This window comes from Sphingomonas sp. (assembly GCF_035714405.1).
GTDB lineage: Bacteria > Pseudomonadota > Alphaproteobacteria > Sphingomonadales > Sphingomonadaceae > Sphingomonas.
The window spans coordinates 1-14,253 of sequence record NZ_DASTMA010000022.1 but is presented as its reverse complement, the minus strand read 5'-3'; the positions used below and the strand labels follow the sequence as shown (position 1 = coordinate 14,253).

Annotated in this window: 15 protein-coding genes; 13 read left to right on the top strand and 2 right to left on the bottom strand. The window is 68.5% G+C overall.

Annotation, left to right across the window (positions count from 1 at the left end):
* Positions 1-42: 42 nt before the first annotated feature.
* Both dnaN and VFQ64_RS12905 read right to left on the bottom strand, forming a co-directional pair.
* Positions 43-1,158, bottom strand: coding sequence for a DNA polymerase III subunit beta (dnaN, locus tag VFQ64_RS12910; RefSeq protein ID WP_325103746.1), 1,116 nt, complete (start codon positions 1,156-1,158; stop codon positions 43-45).
* Positions 1,159-1,359: 201 nt separating this feature from the next.
* Entirely contained in the window at positions 1,360-2,034 is a 675-nt protein-coding gene (locus VFQ64_RS12905; RefSeq protein WP_325103745.1) for an outer membrane protein, read from the bottom strand.
* A 135-nt stretch (positions 2,035-2,169) separates the two neighbouring features.
* Here VFQ64_RS12905 and VFQ64_RS12900 point away from each other — a divergent pair, with 135 nt between their 5' ends.
* The 13 genes from VFQ64_RS12900 to ribH all read left to right on the top strand — a co-directional run bounded on the left by VFQ64_RS12900 (position 2,170) and on the right by ribH (position 14,227).
* Positions 2,170-2,805, top strand: coding sequence for a histidine phosphatase family protein (locus tag VFQ64_RS12900; RefSeq protein ID WP_325103744.1), 636 nt, complete (start codon positions 2,170-2,172; stop codon positions 2,803-2,805).
* Entirely contained in the window at positions 2,805-3,269 is a 465-nt protein-coding gene (locus VFQ64_RS12895; RefSeq protein WP_325103743.1) for an invasion associated locus B family protein, read from the top strand. The genes VFQ64_RS12900 and VFQ64_RS12895 overlap by 1 nt, the downstream gene beginning before the upstream one ends.
* Positions 3,270-3,400: 131 nt before the next feature.
* Complete coding sequence (locus VFQ64_RS12890) at positions 3,401-4,570, top strand: NAD(P)/FAD-dependent oxidoreductase (protein ID WP_325103742.1); 1,170 nt, start codon at positions 3,401-3,403, stop codon at positions 4,568-4,570.
* A 252-nt stretch (positions 4,571-4,822) separates the two neighbouring features.
* Positions 4,823-6,031: a 23S rRNA (adenine(2503)-C(2))-methyltransferase RlmN gene (rlmN, locus tag VFQ64_RS12885; RefSeq protein WP_325103741.1), complete on the top strand. Its 1,209-nt coding sequence runs from the start codon at positions 4,823-4,825 to the stop codon at positions 6,029-6,031.
* Between the two features lie 131 nt (positions 6,032-6,162).
* Positions 6,163-7,140 (top strand): hypothetical protein, encoded by a 978-nt coding sequence (locus VFQ64_RS12880; protein ID WP_325103740.1) that lies wholly within the window; start codon positions 6,163-6,165, stop codon positions 7,138-7,140.
* A gap of 86 nt (positions 7,141-7,226) precedes the next feature.
* On the top strand, positions 7,227-7,982 hold the full coding sequence (locus VFQ64_RS12875) for a sulfite exporter TauE/SafE family protein (RefSeq protein ID WP_325103739.1): 756 nt from the start codon (positions 7,227-7,229) through the stop codon (positions 7,980-7,982).
* An 18-nt stretch (positions 7,983-8,000) separates the two neighbouring features.
* Positions 8,001-9,341 (top strand): glutamate--tRNA ligase, encoded by a 1,341-nt coding sequence (gltX, locus tag VFQ64_RS12870; RefSeq protein ID WP_325103738.1) that lies wholly within the window; start codon positions 8,001-8,003, stop codon positions 9,339-9,341.
* Between the two features lie 107 nt (positions 9,342-9,448).
* The gene (locus VFQ64_RS12865; RefSeq protein ID WP_325103737.1) at positions 9,449-10,111 is read left to right on the top strand and encodes an energy transducer TonB; all 663 of its coding nucleotides are present in this window, start codon (positions 9,449-9,451) and stop codon (positions 10,109-10,111) included.
* A gap of 203 nt (positions 10,112-10,314) precedes the next feature.
* Positions 10,315-10,662, top strand: coding sequence for a hypothetical protein (locus VFQ64_RS12860; RefSeq protein WP_325103736.1), 348 nt, complete (start codon positions 10,315-10,317; stop codon positions 10,660-10,662).
* A 252-nt stretch (positions 10,663-10,914) separates the two neighbouring features.
* On the top strand, positions 10,915-11,937 hold the full coding sequence (ribD, locus tag VFQ64_RS12855; protein WP_325103735.1) for a bifunctional diaminohydroxyphosphoribosylaminopyrimidine deaminase/5-amino-6-(5-phosphoribosylamino)uracil reductase RibD: 1,023 nt from the start codon (positions 10,915-10,917) through the stop codon (positions 11,935-11,937).
* Positions 11,910-12,518, top strand: a complete 609-nt coding sequence (locus VFQ64_RS12850) for a riboflavin synthase (protein ID WP_325103734.1) — start codon at positions 11,910-11,912, stop codon at positions 12,516-12,518. The genes ribD and VFQ64_RS12850 overlap by 28 nt, the downstream gene beginning before the upstream one ends.
* Positions 12,502-13,632 (top strand): 3,4-dihydroxy-2-butanone-4-phosphate synthase, encoded by a 1,131-nt coding sequence (gene ribB / locus VFQ64_RS12845; RefSeq protein WP_325103733.1) that lies wholly within the window; start codon positions 12,502-12,504, stop codon positions 13,630-13,632. The genes VFQ64_RS12850 and ribB overlap by 17 nt, the downstream gene beginning before the upstream one ends.
* A gap of 172 nt (positions 13,633-13,804) precedes the next feature.
* A complete protein-coding gene (ribH, locus tag VFQ64_RS12840) occupies positions 13,805-14,227 on the top strand; it encodes a 6,7-dimethyl-8-ribityllumazine synthase (protein ID WP_325103732.1) in 423 nt (140 codons plus the stop codon).
* Positions 14,228-14,253 lie beyond the last annotated feature (26 nt).

Here is a 14,253-nt window from a genome sequence, read left to right as displayed (position 1 = left end):
GTAAGGATTATCCTTACCAACGCCAACGAACCGACCGTCAGCTCACACCCGCATCGGCATCAGCACATACAGCGCAGACGCCTTGTCGTTCTCCCGGATCAGCGTCGGCGCGGCGGCGTCGGCGAGGTGGACCTCGACGATGTCGCCGTCGATCTGGCCCAGGATGTCCATCAGATAGCGGCTGTTGAAGCCGATCTCGAAGCCCTGCGCGGCATATTCGCCGGGCACTTCCTCCGCCGCGGTGCCGTTCTCGGGGCTCGTCACCGACAGCGTTATCTTGTCGCGGTCGAGCGCCATCTTGACCGCGCGGGTCTTCTCGGTCGCGATGGTGGAGACGCGGTCGACCCCTTCCATGAAGCTCGACGGGTCGATCCTGAGGATCTTGTCGTTGCCGGTCGGGATCACGCGCGAATAGTCCGGAAAGGTGCCGTCGATCAGCTTGGAGGTGAGGATCGCCTGGCCCAGGTCGAAGCGGATCTTCGAGCCCGACAGCGACACGCCGACCGAACCGTCGACCTCGTCGAGCAGCTTGCGCAGCTCGCCCACGCATTTGCGCGGCACGATGACGTCGGGCATCCCCTCCGCACCGTCGGGCCGCGCGACCGTGACGCGCGCCAGCCGGTGGCCGTCGGTCGCCGCCGCCTTCAGCACGGGCTTGCCGCCGTCGTCGCTGGCATGGAGGAAGATGCCGTTCAAATAATAGCGCGTCTCCTCGGTGGAGATCGCGAAACGGGTCTTGTCGATGATCTGCTTCAGCGTCTCGGCCGGCAGCTCGAACCGCGTCGGCAACTCGCCCTCGGCGATGACCGGGAAGTCGTCGCGCGGCAGCGTCGCCAGGCTGAACCGCGCGCGGCCCGCGACGATCGTCATCCGCCCCTCGGCGGCGGCGAGCGAGACCTGCGAGCCCTCGGGCAGCTTGCGCGCGATGTCGAACAGCGTGTGCGCCGACACGGTGATCGCGCCCGGCTGATCGACCGCGGCGGCGACCTGTTCGTTGATCTGCAGGTCGAGATCGGTCGCCATCAGCCGCAGCACGCCCTCTGCGGTAGCCTCGAGCAGCACGTTGGAAAGGATGGGGATGGTGTTGCGCCGTTCCACCACCGATTGGACGTGGCTCAGCCCCTTGAGCAGCGTCGCGCGTTCGATCGTCGCCTTCATTCCAAACCCCCCGGGGCCCCGCACTCGTTCCGGGGGCAATTCGATGGGCGTTCTAGCCGGGTCGAAGGGGCCGGCACAAGCGGCCGGCCCCTCCTATGTTGTGGATAGCTTCCGCTGCGCCGTCAGGCGGAACCGCTACGCGGCTCCGCTGCCCGCCGCAGCGAGTCCTGCGCTAGCTTGCGCTAGCGCAGGACGCTCGCATCAGAAGCGGATCCCCACGCCCGCGACGACCTGATGCCGGTCGGTGTCGATGTCGAACGAACCCGCGGTCCCGGCGTACGAGAACTTGGCGTCGCCATAGTTGGAATAGCGGTATTCCAGCTTGATGAAGCCGTTCGACAGGAAGCTGTTGCCAATCGCATGCTCGACACCGGCACCGACGCGGTAGCCGTCGAGCTTGAAGCTGGCGTTCTCGCTGCTCGTGCCGTCCGAAGCGACGACCTTCAGCTTGGCGTTGGTGTAGCCGCCCTTGGCATAGATCAGCGTCCGTGGGCTGGCGAGGATGCCCGCGCGCAGGCCGGCATACAGGTCGCGGTCGGTGGCGACACGACCGAAGCCGAAGAAGTCGGGGTCCGACGAATCGACGCTGACCTTGCCGGTCGAATCGGTGATCTCGCCCTCGATGCCAATCAGCGCGCCGCCGGCCGCGAAGTCATAGCCGATTTCGCCGCCGTAGAGGAAACCGTCGACCGTCTGGTCATCGCCGTCCAGGTCGGAATCGACGCTGCTGCCGGGACGGATCGCGTCATAGCCGCCGAGCACCGCAACGCGCGGGCCGGTGAAGACGGGGTTGGTGGTGGGGGCGTCCTGCGCCAGGGCAGGGGTGGCGGCCAGCGCGGTGCCGGTGACGAGCAGGGCCAGAGTAAACTTATTCATTGTGCGACTCCAATATCTTACTCCCCGTCGTTGCGGGAAGGCGGGCCAAGCGCATGGGCGCCGATCCCGTTTCATGAACCTCAGCTAAACCGCAAAAACCGTTGCAATTGCGCCACAGGGGGTTGAACGGAGGCCATGGTTTCCAATCGACGAGGCCGCGACTTCATCGCGCGGCATGGCGAGACGGTGTTCAACGCAGGCCGCCGGTTGCAGGGCGATCACCCGCACACGCCGCTGACCCGCGCCGGCTTTGCGCAGGCGGACGAGATGGGGCGGGCGCTGCGCCAACTGCTCGGGCCGAGGCCGGCGTTGACGCTGTGGTCGTCGTCCGCCGGGCGCGCGCTGCAGACGCTGGCGGTGATCGCGGAGCATCTGGAACTCGACTGGCACGCAGCGCGGACCGACGACCGGCTGGTCGAGATCGGCATGGGCGCGTGGGGCGGTCGCTATTATGCCGACGTGATCGGCGAGGTGGGGCCGGTGATTACCGCCGAGGGACTGCTCCGTCCCGCTCCCGATGGCGAGGATTACGCGTCCATCGCCGCGCGCGTCGGCGGCTGGCTCGCCGATACCGATGACGACGAGGGCGACCGGCTGGTGATCTCCCACGGCATCTCCAGCCGTGTGCTGCGCGGGCTGATGACGGGGGCGGACGTGCATCCCGAGTTCGCCGCACCGTTCGCGCCGGGATTGCCGCAGGGGTCGATCGTTCTGGTCGATGGTGGGCGCGAAACGGTGCCGCATCTCGGTACGGGACACGCGCCGGCGTGATGCTCGCGCTGTTGCTGGCGGCCGTGGTGGGGCGCGAGGCGATCGGCGTCCACGGCGGCTGGGGCGCCTTCCGCGACGCGGAGCCGCGCCGCTGCTTCGCCATTGCCCGCCCGATCGTCGCCGGTGGCCGCTCCACCGGTCATGCGAGCGTCGCCACCTGGCCGGGACGGGGCTTGCGCAACTCGCTCCACATCCGTCTCAGCCGCGCTCGCGATCGCTCCGCCGGCGTGACGCTGACCGTCGGCGAGCGCCGCTTCACGCTGGTCGCGAACACCGCCGACGCCTGGGCCGCCGACGCGCCCAGCGACCGCGCGATCGTCGCCGCCCTGCGCTCGGGCCGGTCGATGAGCGTGGAGGCGGTGGGCGAGGGCGGACGGCCGTTTGCTGACACCTATGCGCTGGCGGGCGCGGCCACCGCAATCGACGCGGCGGCGTTGGCGTGTGCAGCGCGTCTCGGTAGCTGATTGGACTGCCGTACACCCTTCCCGGCGGAAGCCGGGGCCCAGTCGGCCGCGCCGGGTGCAAGCTCCGCGGCTGGTAGGATGATCGCATCTGGGCCCCGGCGTTCGCCGGGGAGGGTCGATGGACGGCGCGCATGACCTATGACGCGATCATCCTGGGCGCGGGCGGCGCCGGCTTGATGTGCGCCGCCGTCGCCGGGCAGCGCGGGCGGCGCGTGCTCCTGATCGACCACAGTCCCGAACCCGGTCGCAAGATCGTCATCTCGGGCGGCGGCCGCTGCAACTTCACCAACCGTCAGTCCGCGCCCGAGCGCTACGTCTCCGCCAATCCGCATTTCGCGCGCTCCGCGCTCGGACGCTACACGCCGCGGGATTTCCTCGATCTGGTCGAGCGGCACGGCATCGCCTGGCACGAGAAGACGCTGGATCAGCTGTTCTGCGACGGCTCGGCGCGGCAGATCGTGCGCATGCTGCTCGACGAATGCGACGCCGGCGACGTCACGCTGCGGCTGGGCGAGGCGATCCGGGATGTCGATCATGCAGACGGAATGTTCGCGGTGACCACCGACCGCGGTCGTTATGCGGCGATGAAGCTGGTGATCGCGACCGGTGGCCCGTCCATCCCCAAGCTCGGCGCCACCGGCTTCGCCTATGACCTGGCGCGGCGCTTCGGGCTCAAGGTGGTGGAGCCCCGCCCCGCGCTGGTGCCGCTGACGCTGCCGCCGGGGGAGGCGCTATTCCGCGAACTCGCCGGCGTCGCGGCACCCGTGGTGGCGCGCTGCGGCACGGCGGCGTTTGCCGAAGCTGCGCTATTCACTCATCGCGGGCTGTCGGGGCCAGCCATCCTCCAGGTCTCCTCCTACTGGCGTCATGGCGAGGCGGTCGCGATCGACTTCCTGCCCGGGCGCGACAAGGGGTGGCTCCTCGCCGCTAAGCGCGTCGCGCCACGCGCGTCGCTGCGCAAGCTGCTGGGCGAGGCTGTGCCGGACCGACTGGCAGCGACGCTGGCCGAACAGCTCGGCGCCGGCGAGCGGCTGGCGGACACCCGTGACGCGGTGCTGAGCGAGTGGGAAGCGCGGCTGCGCGCCTGGTCCTTCCGCCCCAACGGCAGCGAGGGCTTCGCCAAGGCGGAGGTGACGGTCGGCGGGGTCGCCACCGCCGGCCTGTCGCAAAAGGACATGAGCGCCAGGCACCTGCCCGGCCTGCACGTCATCGGCGAGGCGGTGGACGTGACCGGCTGGCTGGGCGGCTATAATTTCCAATGGGCGTGGGCGAGCGGCTGGGCGGCGGGGCAGGCGATTTAACGCTGTCCTACATGCGTTTCGCCTGCGATCTTCGTCGCGGCGGTTCGACACTCAACCTCCCCGGCGGTCGCCGGGGCCCAGTCGGCGGCGCCGGAAAAGAGAACCGACGTCGTCGGATCATCGTGTCTGGGCCCCGGCCTCGCCGGGGAAGATCGGAGGAGCGAAGATCAAGCGCGATAACGGCAACTTCGACAACTTCGCAGCCTTCCCGCATCGCTGGAAAGTTGGAGCCGGTTCCGCTATATGTACGCCATGCTCACAGCGCCGGCTGCCCTCATGCCCATTCCGGGGCACATCGATCCCGTGCCGGTGGCGCGGGCGCCGTTCGTGCGTCCCGACGGCCGCGTCGACCTCATCGGGCTGTCCAAGGACCAGCTCCGCATTGCGCTGGCGGACGCAGGGCTCGACGCGCGGCAGGCAAAACTGCGCGGCAAGCAGATCTGGCACTGGCTGTACAATCGCGGCGCGACCGCGTTCGCGCAGATGACCGACATCAGCAAGACGCAGCATCCCTGGCTGGCGGAGCGGTTCGCGATCGGCCGGCCGGAGGTGGTCGAGGCGCAGGTCTCGACCGACGGCACCCGGAAATGGCTGCTGCGCTCGCCGGACGGCCAGGATTACGAGGCGGTGTTCATCCCCGACGCCGATCGCGGCACGCTGTGCGTGTCGAGCCAGGTCGGCTGTACGCTCAACTGCCGCTTCTGTCACACCGGCACCATGCGGCTGGTCCGCAATCTGACCGCCGGCGAGATCGTCGGCCAGGTCATGCTCGCGCGTGATGCGCTGGGCGAATGGCCGAGCCAGCCCGAGGGGCGGATGCTTACCAACATCGTCATGATGGGCATGGGCGAGCCGCTCTATAATTTCGACAATGTCCGCGACGCGCTCAAGCTGGTGATGGACGGCGACGGGCTGGCACTGTCCAAGCGCCGCATCACGCTCAGCACGTCGGGCGTGGTGCCGATGATGGCGCGCGCCGGCGAGGAGATCGGCGTCAACCTCGCCGTTTCGCTGCACGCTGTGACCAAGGAGGTGCGCGACGAGATCGTGCCGCTCAACCGCAAATACGGCATCGAGGAGCTGCTACAGGCCTGCGCCGACTATCCCGGCGCCAACAATGCCCGGCGGATCACCTTTGAATACGTCATGCTCCGCGACAAGAACGATTCGGACGAGGACGCGCGCGAGCTGGTCCGGCTGATCCGCCACTATGATCTGCCGGCCAAGGTCAACCTGATCCCCTTCAATCCCTGGCCCGGCGCGCCCTATGAATGCTCGACCCCCGAGCGGATCAGGGCGTTTTCCAACATCATCTTCCAGTCCGGCATCTCCGCCCCCACCCGCACCCCACGCGGCCGCGACATCGACGCCGCCTGCGGGCAGCTCAAGACCGCGGCGGAGAAGAAGAGCCGCGCGGAGCTGGACCGCCAAGCGGAGGCGAAGATGGCGGCGCTGGCCTGAAGCCCGGATTGCGCGCTCGTCGCGCGGCCGTCGCTTCCTTGCCTCACCACTCTGGTCGCCCGCTGCACCCTGCCGCAGTCCGACAAGAAAATGCGTCGCAGACCGAGTCGGGCATATGAGGGGGGCAAGCGATGGCGTTTACGCGGGGCAAGGACAATCTGGGGCAGTCCTATCTGGTCGACTGGGAGCGGGTGAGCAATATCGTCGGCGCGCACGCCTATCTGCGCGCGTTCACGCAGAACGCGAAGTCCGGCAAGGAGTCGAACCTGCTCGGCTCGGTCAAAACGGTCGAGTTCAACCACGCCGCGGTGCGCAAGGCCAAGCAGGCGTTCATCAACAGCACGGTGCCTCTCGTCGTGCAGACGATCCAGAAGGACTATCGGCAGGGGCAGGGTCTGCTCGTGACGCTGCGCAACCAGACGGTGGGATACCGCAAGAAGCGCGACGAGCTGTTCGCGACCGCGGAGGCATCCGCCAAGAGCTTTGACTGGTGGGCCGAAAAGGCGGTCGGCGCGGCACAACTCGCCCGCGACACGGGCTTTGCGGCGATCGCGGTCGTTGCGGTGCCGGTCGGCGGCAGCTGGGTGCTCGGCGCCACGCTGTTCTCGGCCAGCGGTGCTGCGATCGGCAAATATCAGGACACCGGCAATGTCGGCTCCGCGCTGGTCTCCGGGGCGAGCAGCCTCATCATGGCCGGCTGGGGCTCCGTCGCCGGCGCGGCCAAGGCGACCGGCGCCGCGAAAGGCGTGCTGATCGGCATGGGTTGCGTGATGGATTCCACCTTCGAGATGATGGGCGCCGTCGCAGAGGGCAAGTCGGGCAGCGACGTGGCCAAGGCGGGCGTGATGAAGCTGGTCACCGGCGGGCTCGGCGCAGGCATGGATGCGAGCAAGGTCGCCGGTAAAGTGGATGACGTCTGGGAGGAGCTGACGCACCTCAAGGCGTCGGTGGGCTGGCGCGATGCGGCCATGAAGGTGTCGATGGAAGCGGCGAAGAAGGGCACGGACAAGCTCGGCGGCGCCGTGCTCGATCAGGTCGCCGCCGCTAATCAGGCGGTGGCCCAGGCGAACGGTTCCCTCGTCCGGCAGGAGGTGCTGAAAGCCGGCTGAGCGCGCTGCGCGATTGCACGGTCGGTCCTGATCGGGCACCGGTCTGATGTGCCTCGCTGACGTGGCCATTGCGAGAGGCCCGTCCGATGTCGCCAGCCGCGCTGTTGCTGCCCTTTGCCGCCGGTGCGGTCGGCGGGGCGATGAACGCGCTGGCGGGCGGCGGCACTTTCGCGACGCTGCCGGCCTTGATCGCGCTGGGCCTCCCCGCCAACGTGGCCAACGCGACTTCCAATGTCGCGCTGCTGCCGGGTGCTGCGACCAGCGCCTGGGCGTTCCGGGACGAGCTCGGCCCGGTCGGCGGGGTCGGGTGGCGGCTGCTCGCGGCAGTCACCTTCGTCGCCGCGCTGGCGGGGAGCCTGTTGCTGGTCGCGACGCCGACGCGGGCGTTCGACCTGATCATCCCGTGGCTGCTGCTGTTCGCCTTCGTGGTGATCGCGTTCGGCAAGCACGCCGCCGACTGGCTGCATGCACGCGTCACGATAGGGCGGCCGACACTGATCGGCGCGCAGGTGCTGTTGGGCGTCTATGGCGGCTATTTCGGCGGCGGCGTCGGGTTGATGACGACGGCGGTGTACGGGCTGCTCGCCGGCGTTTCCCCACGCGCTCTGTTCGCGCCGCGGGTGACGATGCTGGGCATCGCCAACCTGGCCGCCGCGGTGGTGTTCGTCGGCTTCGGGCTGGTTCGCTGGGCGGCGTGCGTGCCCATGCTGCTCGGCGCGATGCTGGGCGGCTGGGCGGGGGCGAAGCTGGGCAAGCGGCTGCCGGCGGACGCGGTGCGGCTGTGGACGTTGATGGTGACGGGCGCGACCACCGCCGTGTTCTTCTGGCGCGCCTATGCTTGAGGGCTTAGCGAGCGCGGCATGACCCCCGAACCCGTCGTCACCACCCGCTTCGCCCCCTCGCCCACCGGTCGGCTCCATGTCGGCAACCTGCAGCAGGCGTTGCGCAACTGGTTGTTCGCGCGTCGGGAAGGCGGCCGGTTCCTGCTGCGCATCGACGACACCGATGCCGAACGATCGGAGGAGCGGTATGTCGATGCGATCCGGGACGACCTGGCTTGGTTCGGGATCACGCCGGACGCGGAGGTGCGTCAGTCGGAGCGGTTCGACCGCTACGACGCCCGGCTTCAGGCCCTGGTGAAGGCGGGGCGCGTCTATCCCGCCTATGAGACCGCGCAGGAACTGGACCTCAAGCGCAAGATCCTGCTCGGGCGCGGCCTGCCGCCGATCTACGACCGCGCCGCGCTCCGGTTGAGCGACGCGGAGCGGGCGCGGCTGGAGGCGGACGGGACGCGGCCGCACTGGCGCTTCAAGCTTGATCATGATCGGCCGCTCATGTGGGAAGATCTGGTGCGCGGTGTTCAACAGCTCGATCCGGCGACGATGAGCGACCCGGTCGTGCGCCGCGCCGACGGATCGTGGCTGTACATGCTGCCCAGCGCGATCGACGACCTGGAGCTGGGCGTGACGCATGTGGTGCGCGGCGAGGACCATGTCTCCAACACCGCGCTGCAGCTGCAGATGTTCGAGGCGATGGGCGGCGCGGCGCCGCGCTTCGCGCATACCGCGTTGCTGACCGGAACCGAGGGCAAATTGTCGAAGCGGCTAGGGTCGCTGGGCGTGGATCACTTCCGCGAGATCGGCATCGAGCCCGCCGCGCTGAGAGCGTTGCTGGCGCGGCTGGGGACCAGCGATCCGGTCGAGGCGTTTGCAGAGGTCGAGCCGTTGATCGAGAGTTTCGACTTTGCGAGATTCGGGCGGGCGCCGGCGCAATTCGACGAGGCGGAGCTGCAGCAGGTCAATGCGCGCCTCGTTCATCAGCTTCCCTTCGAAACCGTCGCGGACCGGCTGCCGGCGGGGATGGATGCCGCGGCATGGAACGCGGTGCGGCCCAATCTGGAGCGGGTCGAGGACGCGGCGCGGTGGTGGGCCGTGATCGAGGGGCCGATTGCGGTCACCGTGGCGGAAGAGGACCGGCCCTATCTGGCCGAGGCGGCAGAGGTCGCGGTGACGATGAGCTGGTCCGACGACCCTTGGCAAGCGCTGACCGGAGCGTTGAAGACGCGTACCGGCCGCAAGGGCAAGGCGTTGTTTCTGCCGCTGCGCCAGGCGCTGACCGGGCTGGACCATGGCCCCGATATGGCGGCGTTGCTGCCGTTGATCGGTCGGGAGCGGACGATCGCGCGGCTTTCCGGAAGGTAGCGGAGTCGTCTCGCACAAACTCTCTTGCTCATTGCATGTTATAGTGTAACATCACACAGAGTCGGTCGTAGATCCGACTGGTGAGCACTCTAACGAGGAGAGCTTTGATGCATGCGGATCGCTATCAGCCCCAAAAGGCAGACGGGCGCAGTCTGAGCCTGTCGGTGAGCATTGTCGGCGGGCTGATCGCCGCGGCGATGCTGGGCAACACGGTGGTGGAGGTGATCGAGCGCGACAAACCGCTCATCACCTATACCGTCCCACCGCCACCGCCACCGCCTGTCCCGGAGGTCAAGCCGAAGGTGGAGGTCAAGACCGCGCCGCAGCGGGTCGATCAGCCGATCACCACTGTGCCGACCAAGGTGGAGGAGCCCTTCATGGTGCAGCCGGACCCCGGCCCACCGGTGACGCTCGGCACCGGCGACGGCCTGGGCAGCGGCGCCGGGACGGTGATGGTCGAGCCGCCCAAACCGGCGCCGGCGGTGCTGACGGAAGCCGGTGTCGACCCGCGCTACCTGCGCGATTTCCAGCCGGTCTATCCGGCGGAGGAGCGGCGCGCGGGCAATGAAGGGGTGGTAACAGTACGGGTGCTGATCGGTGTCGACGGGCGAGTGCGCGAGGTGCAGCGCGTCGCCAGTCCCAGCGAGGCGTTCTGGCGGGTGACCGAGCAGCGCGCGCTCGGCAAGTGGCGGTTCAAGCCCGCGACACGCGACGGTGTACCATATGAAAGCTGGCGGACGATGACGGTGCGGTTCCGGATGGAGGAATAGCGTTGGCGGCACGCGAACAGCGTAGCTGCGCGCGAGACCGTCAAGCTCGGCGAGCGGGTAGCGAAGCCAACCCGTTTGACGCGGCTTTGCCGCGGCGAAGGTCGGCCAAGAAGACCCTCCGCTTCCGCCGCGTTGCGGCTCCTCCTCCGCGATAGCGGGAGAGGGCTTTGCAGTCCGGCGGCCCACGTCCTATCTCGGAAGCCATGAAGCTCCACAAAATCCAGCCGGGCAGCGCCTGGGGCGACGTCCGCTACTTCTTCGGCAAGCTGCGTGAGCCGCATCAGCTGCTGTTCCTGGCGCTGTCGATCGCGATTGCGGCGGTGACGCTGTGGGCGTTCTATGTCGAAAGCTATGCCGAGCAGGAGTACAGGCGCGACATCGTCTATGTGCAGCAATGGCGGCTCGACCGCACCGACGCGGAGATCATCGCCCAGCAGAAGATCGACGGCATCGAGCAGACCCGGCGCATCGGCGAGCAGAAGCGCCTGGAGGAAGAGAAGCGCCAGAGCTTCAAGAAGATCGACGACAAGCTGAAGGCTTGGGGGCTGTAGCGCGCACGCGGACAGCGAAGCTGTACGCGAGACGAGCAAAGCCGGCCGGCCTTGGCACAGCCAAGGGTCGACGACGCGGCTTTGCCGTGGCGTTTCGTATCCGCCTTTTGGCGGCTGAGCCCGACTTTCATCGGGAAGGGTTGCGTTGCCCGGGGGCAGCAATCCTTCGCCGCGATCCACGTTCTCGTCGCGCATGGATGCTGAAACAAGTTCAGCATGACTGCGCGGGTCGAGGGCGGTAGCGGTTAGGTGATGACCGCCGATCGAGACCATCGCTGGATGAGTGCCGCCCTGGCCTTGGGCGAGCGTGGGCGCGGACGGACTTCGCCTAATCCCAATGTCGGGTGCGTGATCGTCGCCGATGGGCGTGTCGTCGGACGTGGGTGGACCGGGGATGGCGGCCGGCCCCATGCCGAGGCGGTGGCCTTGGAGCAGGCCGGCGCGGCGGCGCGCGGCGCTACGGTGTATGTGACGCTGGAGCCGTGTTCGCACCGGTCGCAGCGCGGACCCGCCTGCGCGGACCTGCTGATCGCGGCCGGCGTGACGCGCGTGGTGGTGGCGCTGGGTGATCCTGACGCGCGCGTCGACGGCGCCGGGCTGGGGCGGTTGCGAGAAGCAGGGATCCAGGTCGTCGTCGGGGTGCGGACCGAAGAGGCGCGGCGGAGCATGGCCGGGTTCCTGACCCGTCAAACGCTCGGGCGGCCCTTTGTGACCTGCAAGCTCGCCATGTCGATTGATGGCTGCATTGCCATGGCGTCGGGCGAGTCGCGGTGGATCACCGGTGCTGAAGCCAGGGCGCACGCGCATCTTGAGCGGAGCCGGCATGAGGCGATCCTGGTCGGGCGAGGGACATGGGAAGCGGACCGGCCGGCATTGGATGTGCGATTGGCAGGGCTGGAGGGGCGGTCGCCGACGCGGGTCGTCCTGTCGACTCGTGCCGGCCCTCCCGTCGCCTCGGGCTCGACCCAGGGTGACGACGTATCGTGGATCGGATCGCCGGCTGAGATCAGCGCCTTGCCGGGTGACCATGTCCTCGTCGAAGGCGGAGCCCGGACGGCGGCCGCGTTCCTGCGCGTGGATCTGGTCGACCGGCTCCTCCTGTACCGCGCGCCGGTGCTGATCGGCGGTGGTCTGCCGGGGCTCGCGGACATCGGGCTGGCCACGCTCGGCGATGCGCATGGGCGCTGGCGTCGCGATGATGCGCGCGCGCTTGGCGTGGACCTGCTGGAGGTTTACAGGCGCACCCGATGTTCACCGGTATCGTCTCCGACATAGGCCAAATCCGCTCGGTGGAGATGCGCGGCGACACGCGCGTCGTCGTCGGGACCGCCTATGACACCGCGACGGTCGATCTCGGCGCCTCGATCGCGTGCTCCGGCGTGTGCCTGACCGTGGTCGACAAGGGCACGGGGTGGTTCGCGGTCGACGTGTCGGGCGAGACGCTGAGCCGCACCGCGCAGGGGCAATGGACTGAAGGCAAGCGGCTCAACCTGGAACGCGCATTGAAGGTCGGCGACGAGTTGGGCGGGCATATCGTGACCGGTCATGTCGACGGCGTCGCGGCGGTGATCGATGTCCGCGCGGACGGCGATTCGAAGCGCATCGGCCTGCGGCTCGGGGCCGAGCTGGCGCCGTTCATCGCTCCCAAGGGCTCGATCACGATCGACGGCGTGTCGCTGACAGTCAACGACGTACGCGACGAGCGCGACACACATTTCTCCGTCAACGTCATCCCGCATACGCAGGCGCACACCACATTGGGTGAGATGGAGACGGGGCAGGCGGTCAATATCGAGATCGACGTGCTCGCCCGCTACCTGCAACGGATGGAGGCTTATCGTGCAAAAGCGGGCTGAACTGGCGCGGCTTCGCCATGCTTTCCTGTCGAGCCCCGAGGAGATCATCGACGAGGCGCGCAACGGGCGGATGTTCATCCTGGTCGACGACGAGGACCGCGAGAACGAGGGCGACCTGGTGATCCCGGCGCAGATGGCGACGCCGGAAAAGATCAACTTCATGGCCAAGCACGGCCGCGGGCTGATCTGCCTGGCGCTGACCAAGAAGCGGGTGGACGAGCTCGGCCTCGACCTGATGAGCCGCAACAACGGCACGCAATACGAGACCGCGTTCACGACCAGCATCGAGGCGCGCGAGGGGGTGACGACGGGCATCTCCGCCGCCGACCGCGCGCGCACGATCGCGGTGGCCATCGACGGCGGCAAGGGCCGCGACGAGATCGTCACGCCCGGCCATGTCTTTCCGCTGGTCGCGCGCGACGGCGGCGTGCTGGTGCGCACCGGCCATACCGAGGCGGCGGTGGACGTGTCGCGGCTGGCCGGATTGAACCCCTCGGGCGTGATCTGCGAGATCATGAACGAGGATGGGACGATGGCGCGGATGGACGACTTGGTCGCCTTCGCGCAGCATCACGCGCTCAAGATCGGCACGATCCGCGACCTGATCGCCTATCGCCGCCGCTACGACCATCTGGTCGAGAAGCGCGCCGAGGCGAAGTTCACCAGCCGCTGGGGCGGCGAGTGGACCGCGCTGACCTTCTGGAACAAGGCGACGGGCACCGAGCAGATCGCGCTGGTCAAGGGGCGCATCGATCCGACCAAGCCGACGCTGGTGCGGATGCACGCGCTGTCGATCTTCGCCGACACCTTTGGCGAGGAGAGCGAGCGCGGTGAGCTGCTCCACCGTTCGATGGAGCTGATCGGCGAGGAAGGATCGGGCGTGGTGGTGGTGATCAACCGCGCGCGCCCCGACCGGATGACCGCGGCGGTGCAGGCCAAGGCGGGCACGCTGCCGGCGGCCGAGATGGAGGAGCTGCGCGACTATGGCGTCGGCGCGATGATCCTGACCGAGCTGGGGGTCGAGGAGATGGTGCTGCTGACCAACACCCACCACACGCTGGTGGGGCTGGAGGGGTATGGGTTGAGCATCGTCGGCGAGCGCGCGATCACCTAGCGTGGCGGCAGAGACCTGATCCTCCCGTTTACGGGGGAGTGGCGCAAGCGTAGCGCGTCACGGAGGGTGCTCTCCATCGGGTGTATCGCGTGCGGAGAACCCCCTCCACCACTCGCGCGATGCGCGAGTGGTCCCCCTCCCCGTGAACGGGGAGGATTTTGCAGGAGCAGACATGGCCCGTATCCTGATCGCCGAGGCGCGGTTCTACGATCATCTGAACGACCTGCTGGTCGCCGGCGCGCGGGCGGCGGTGGAGGCAGCGGGGCATACCGCCGAGGTGGTTACGGTGCCCGGCGCGCTGGAGCTGCCCGGCGCGATCGCGCTGGCGGCGGAGACGGGGCGGTATGACGGCTTCGTCGCGCTGGGCGTGGTGATCCGGGGCGAGACCTTTCACTTCGATGTCGTGTCGCTGGAAAGCGCGCGCGGGATCATGGCGCTGACGCTCGACGGGCTGGCGATCGGCAACGGCGTACTGACGGTGGAGAACGAGGCGCAAGCGCTGGCACGCGCGGATCCCGCACAATTGGACAAGGGCGGCGGCGCCGCGCAGGCGGCGCTGGCGATGATCGCGCTGCGGGAGCGGTTCTCGGTCTAACGGGGGGGGGGGGGGGGGGGGGGGGA

What these genes read in the sequence shown, in the direction of transcription:
- dnaN (WP_325103746.1), bottom strand. Translation starts at nt 1,158, where the DNA reads ATGAAGGCGACGATCGAACGCGCGACGCTGCTCAAGGGGCTGAGCCAC.
- VFQ64_RS12905 (WP_325103745.1), bottom strand. Translation starts at nt 2,034, where the DNA reads ATGAATAAGTTTACTCTGGCCCTGCTCGTCACCGGCACCGCGCTGGCC.
- VFQ64_RS12900 (WP_325103744.1), top strand. Translation starts at nt 2,170, where the DNA reads ATGGTTTCCAATCGACGAGGCCGCGACTTCATCGCGCGGCATGGCGAG.
- VFQ64_RS12895 (WP_325103743.1), top strand. Translation starts at nt 2,805, where the DNA reads ATGCTCGCGCTGTTGCTGGCGGCCGTGGTGGGGCGCGAGGCGATCGGC.
- VFQ64_RS12890 (WP_325103742.1), top strand. Translation starts at nt 3,401, where the DNA reads ATGACCTATGACGCGATCATCCTGGGCGCGGGCGGCGCCGGCTTGATG.
- rlmN (WP_325103741.1), top strand. Translation starts at nt 4,823, where the DNA reads ATGCTCACAGCGCCGGCTGCCCTCATGCCCATTCCGGGGCACATCGAT.
- VFQ64_RS12880 (WP_325103740.1), top strand. Translation starts at nt 6,163, where the DNA reads ATGGCGTTTACGCGGGGCAAGGACAATCTGGGGCAGTCCTATCTGGTC.
- VFQ64_RS12875 (WP_325103739.1), top strand. Translation starts at nt 7,227, where the DNA reads ATGTCGCCAGCCGCGCTGTTGCTGCCCTTTGCCGCCGGTGCGGTCGGC.
- gltX (WP_325103738.1), top strand. Translation starts at nt 8,001, where the DNA reads ATGACCCCCGAACCCGTCGTCACCACCCGCTTCGCCCCCTCGCCCACC.
- VFQ64_RS12865 (WP_325103737.1), top strand. Translation starts at nt 9,449, where the DNA reads ATGCATGCGGATCGCTATCAGCCCCAAAAGGCAGACGGGCGCAGTCTG.
- VFQ64_RS12860 (WP_325103736.1), top strand. Translation starts at nt 10,315, where the DNA reads ATGAAGCTCCACAAAATCCAGCCGGGCAGCGCCTGGGGCGACGTCCGC.
- ribD (WP_325103735.1), top strand. Translation starts at nt 10,915, where the DNA reads ATGACCGCCGATCGAGACCATCGCTGGATGAGTGCCGCCCTGGCCTTG.
- VFQ64_RS12850 (WP_325103734.1), top strand. Translation starts at nt 11,910, where the DNA reads ATGTTCACCGGTATCGTCTCCGACATAGGCCAAATCCGCTCGGTGGAG.
- ribH (WP_325103732.1), top strand. Translation starts at nt 13,805, where the DNA reads ATGGCCCGTATCCTGATCGCCGAGGCGCGGTTCTACGATCATCTGAAC.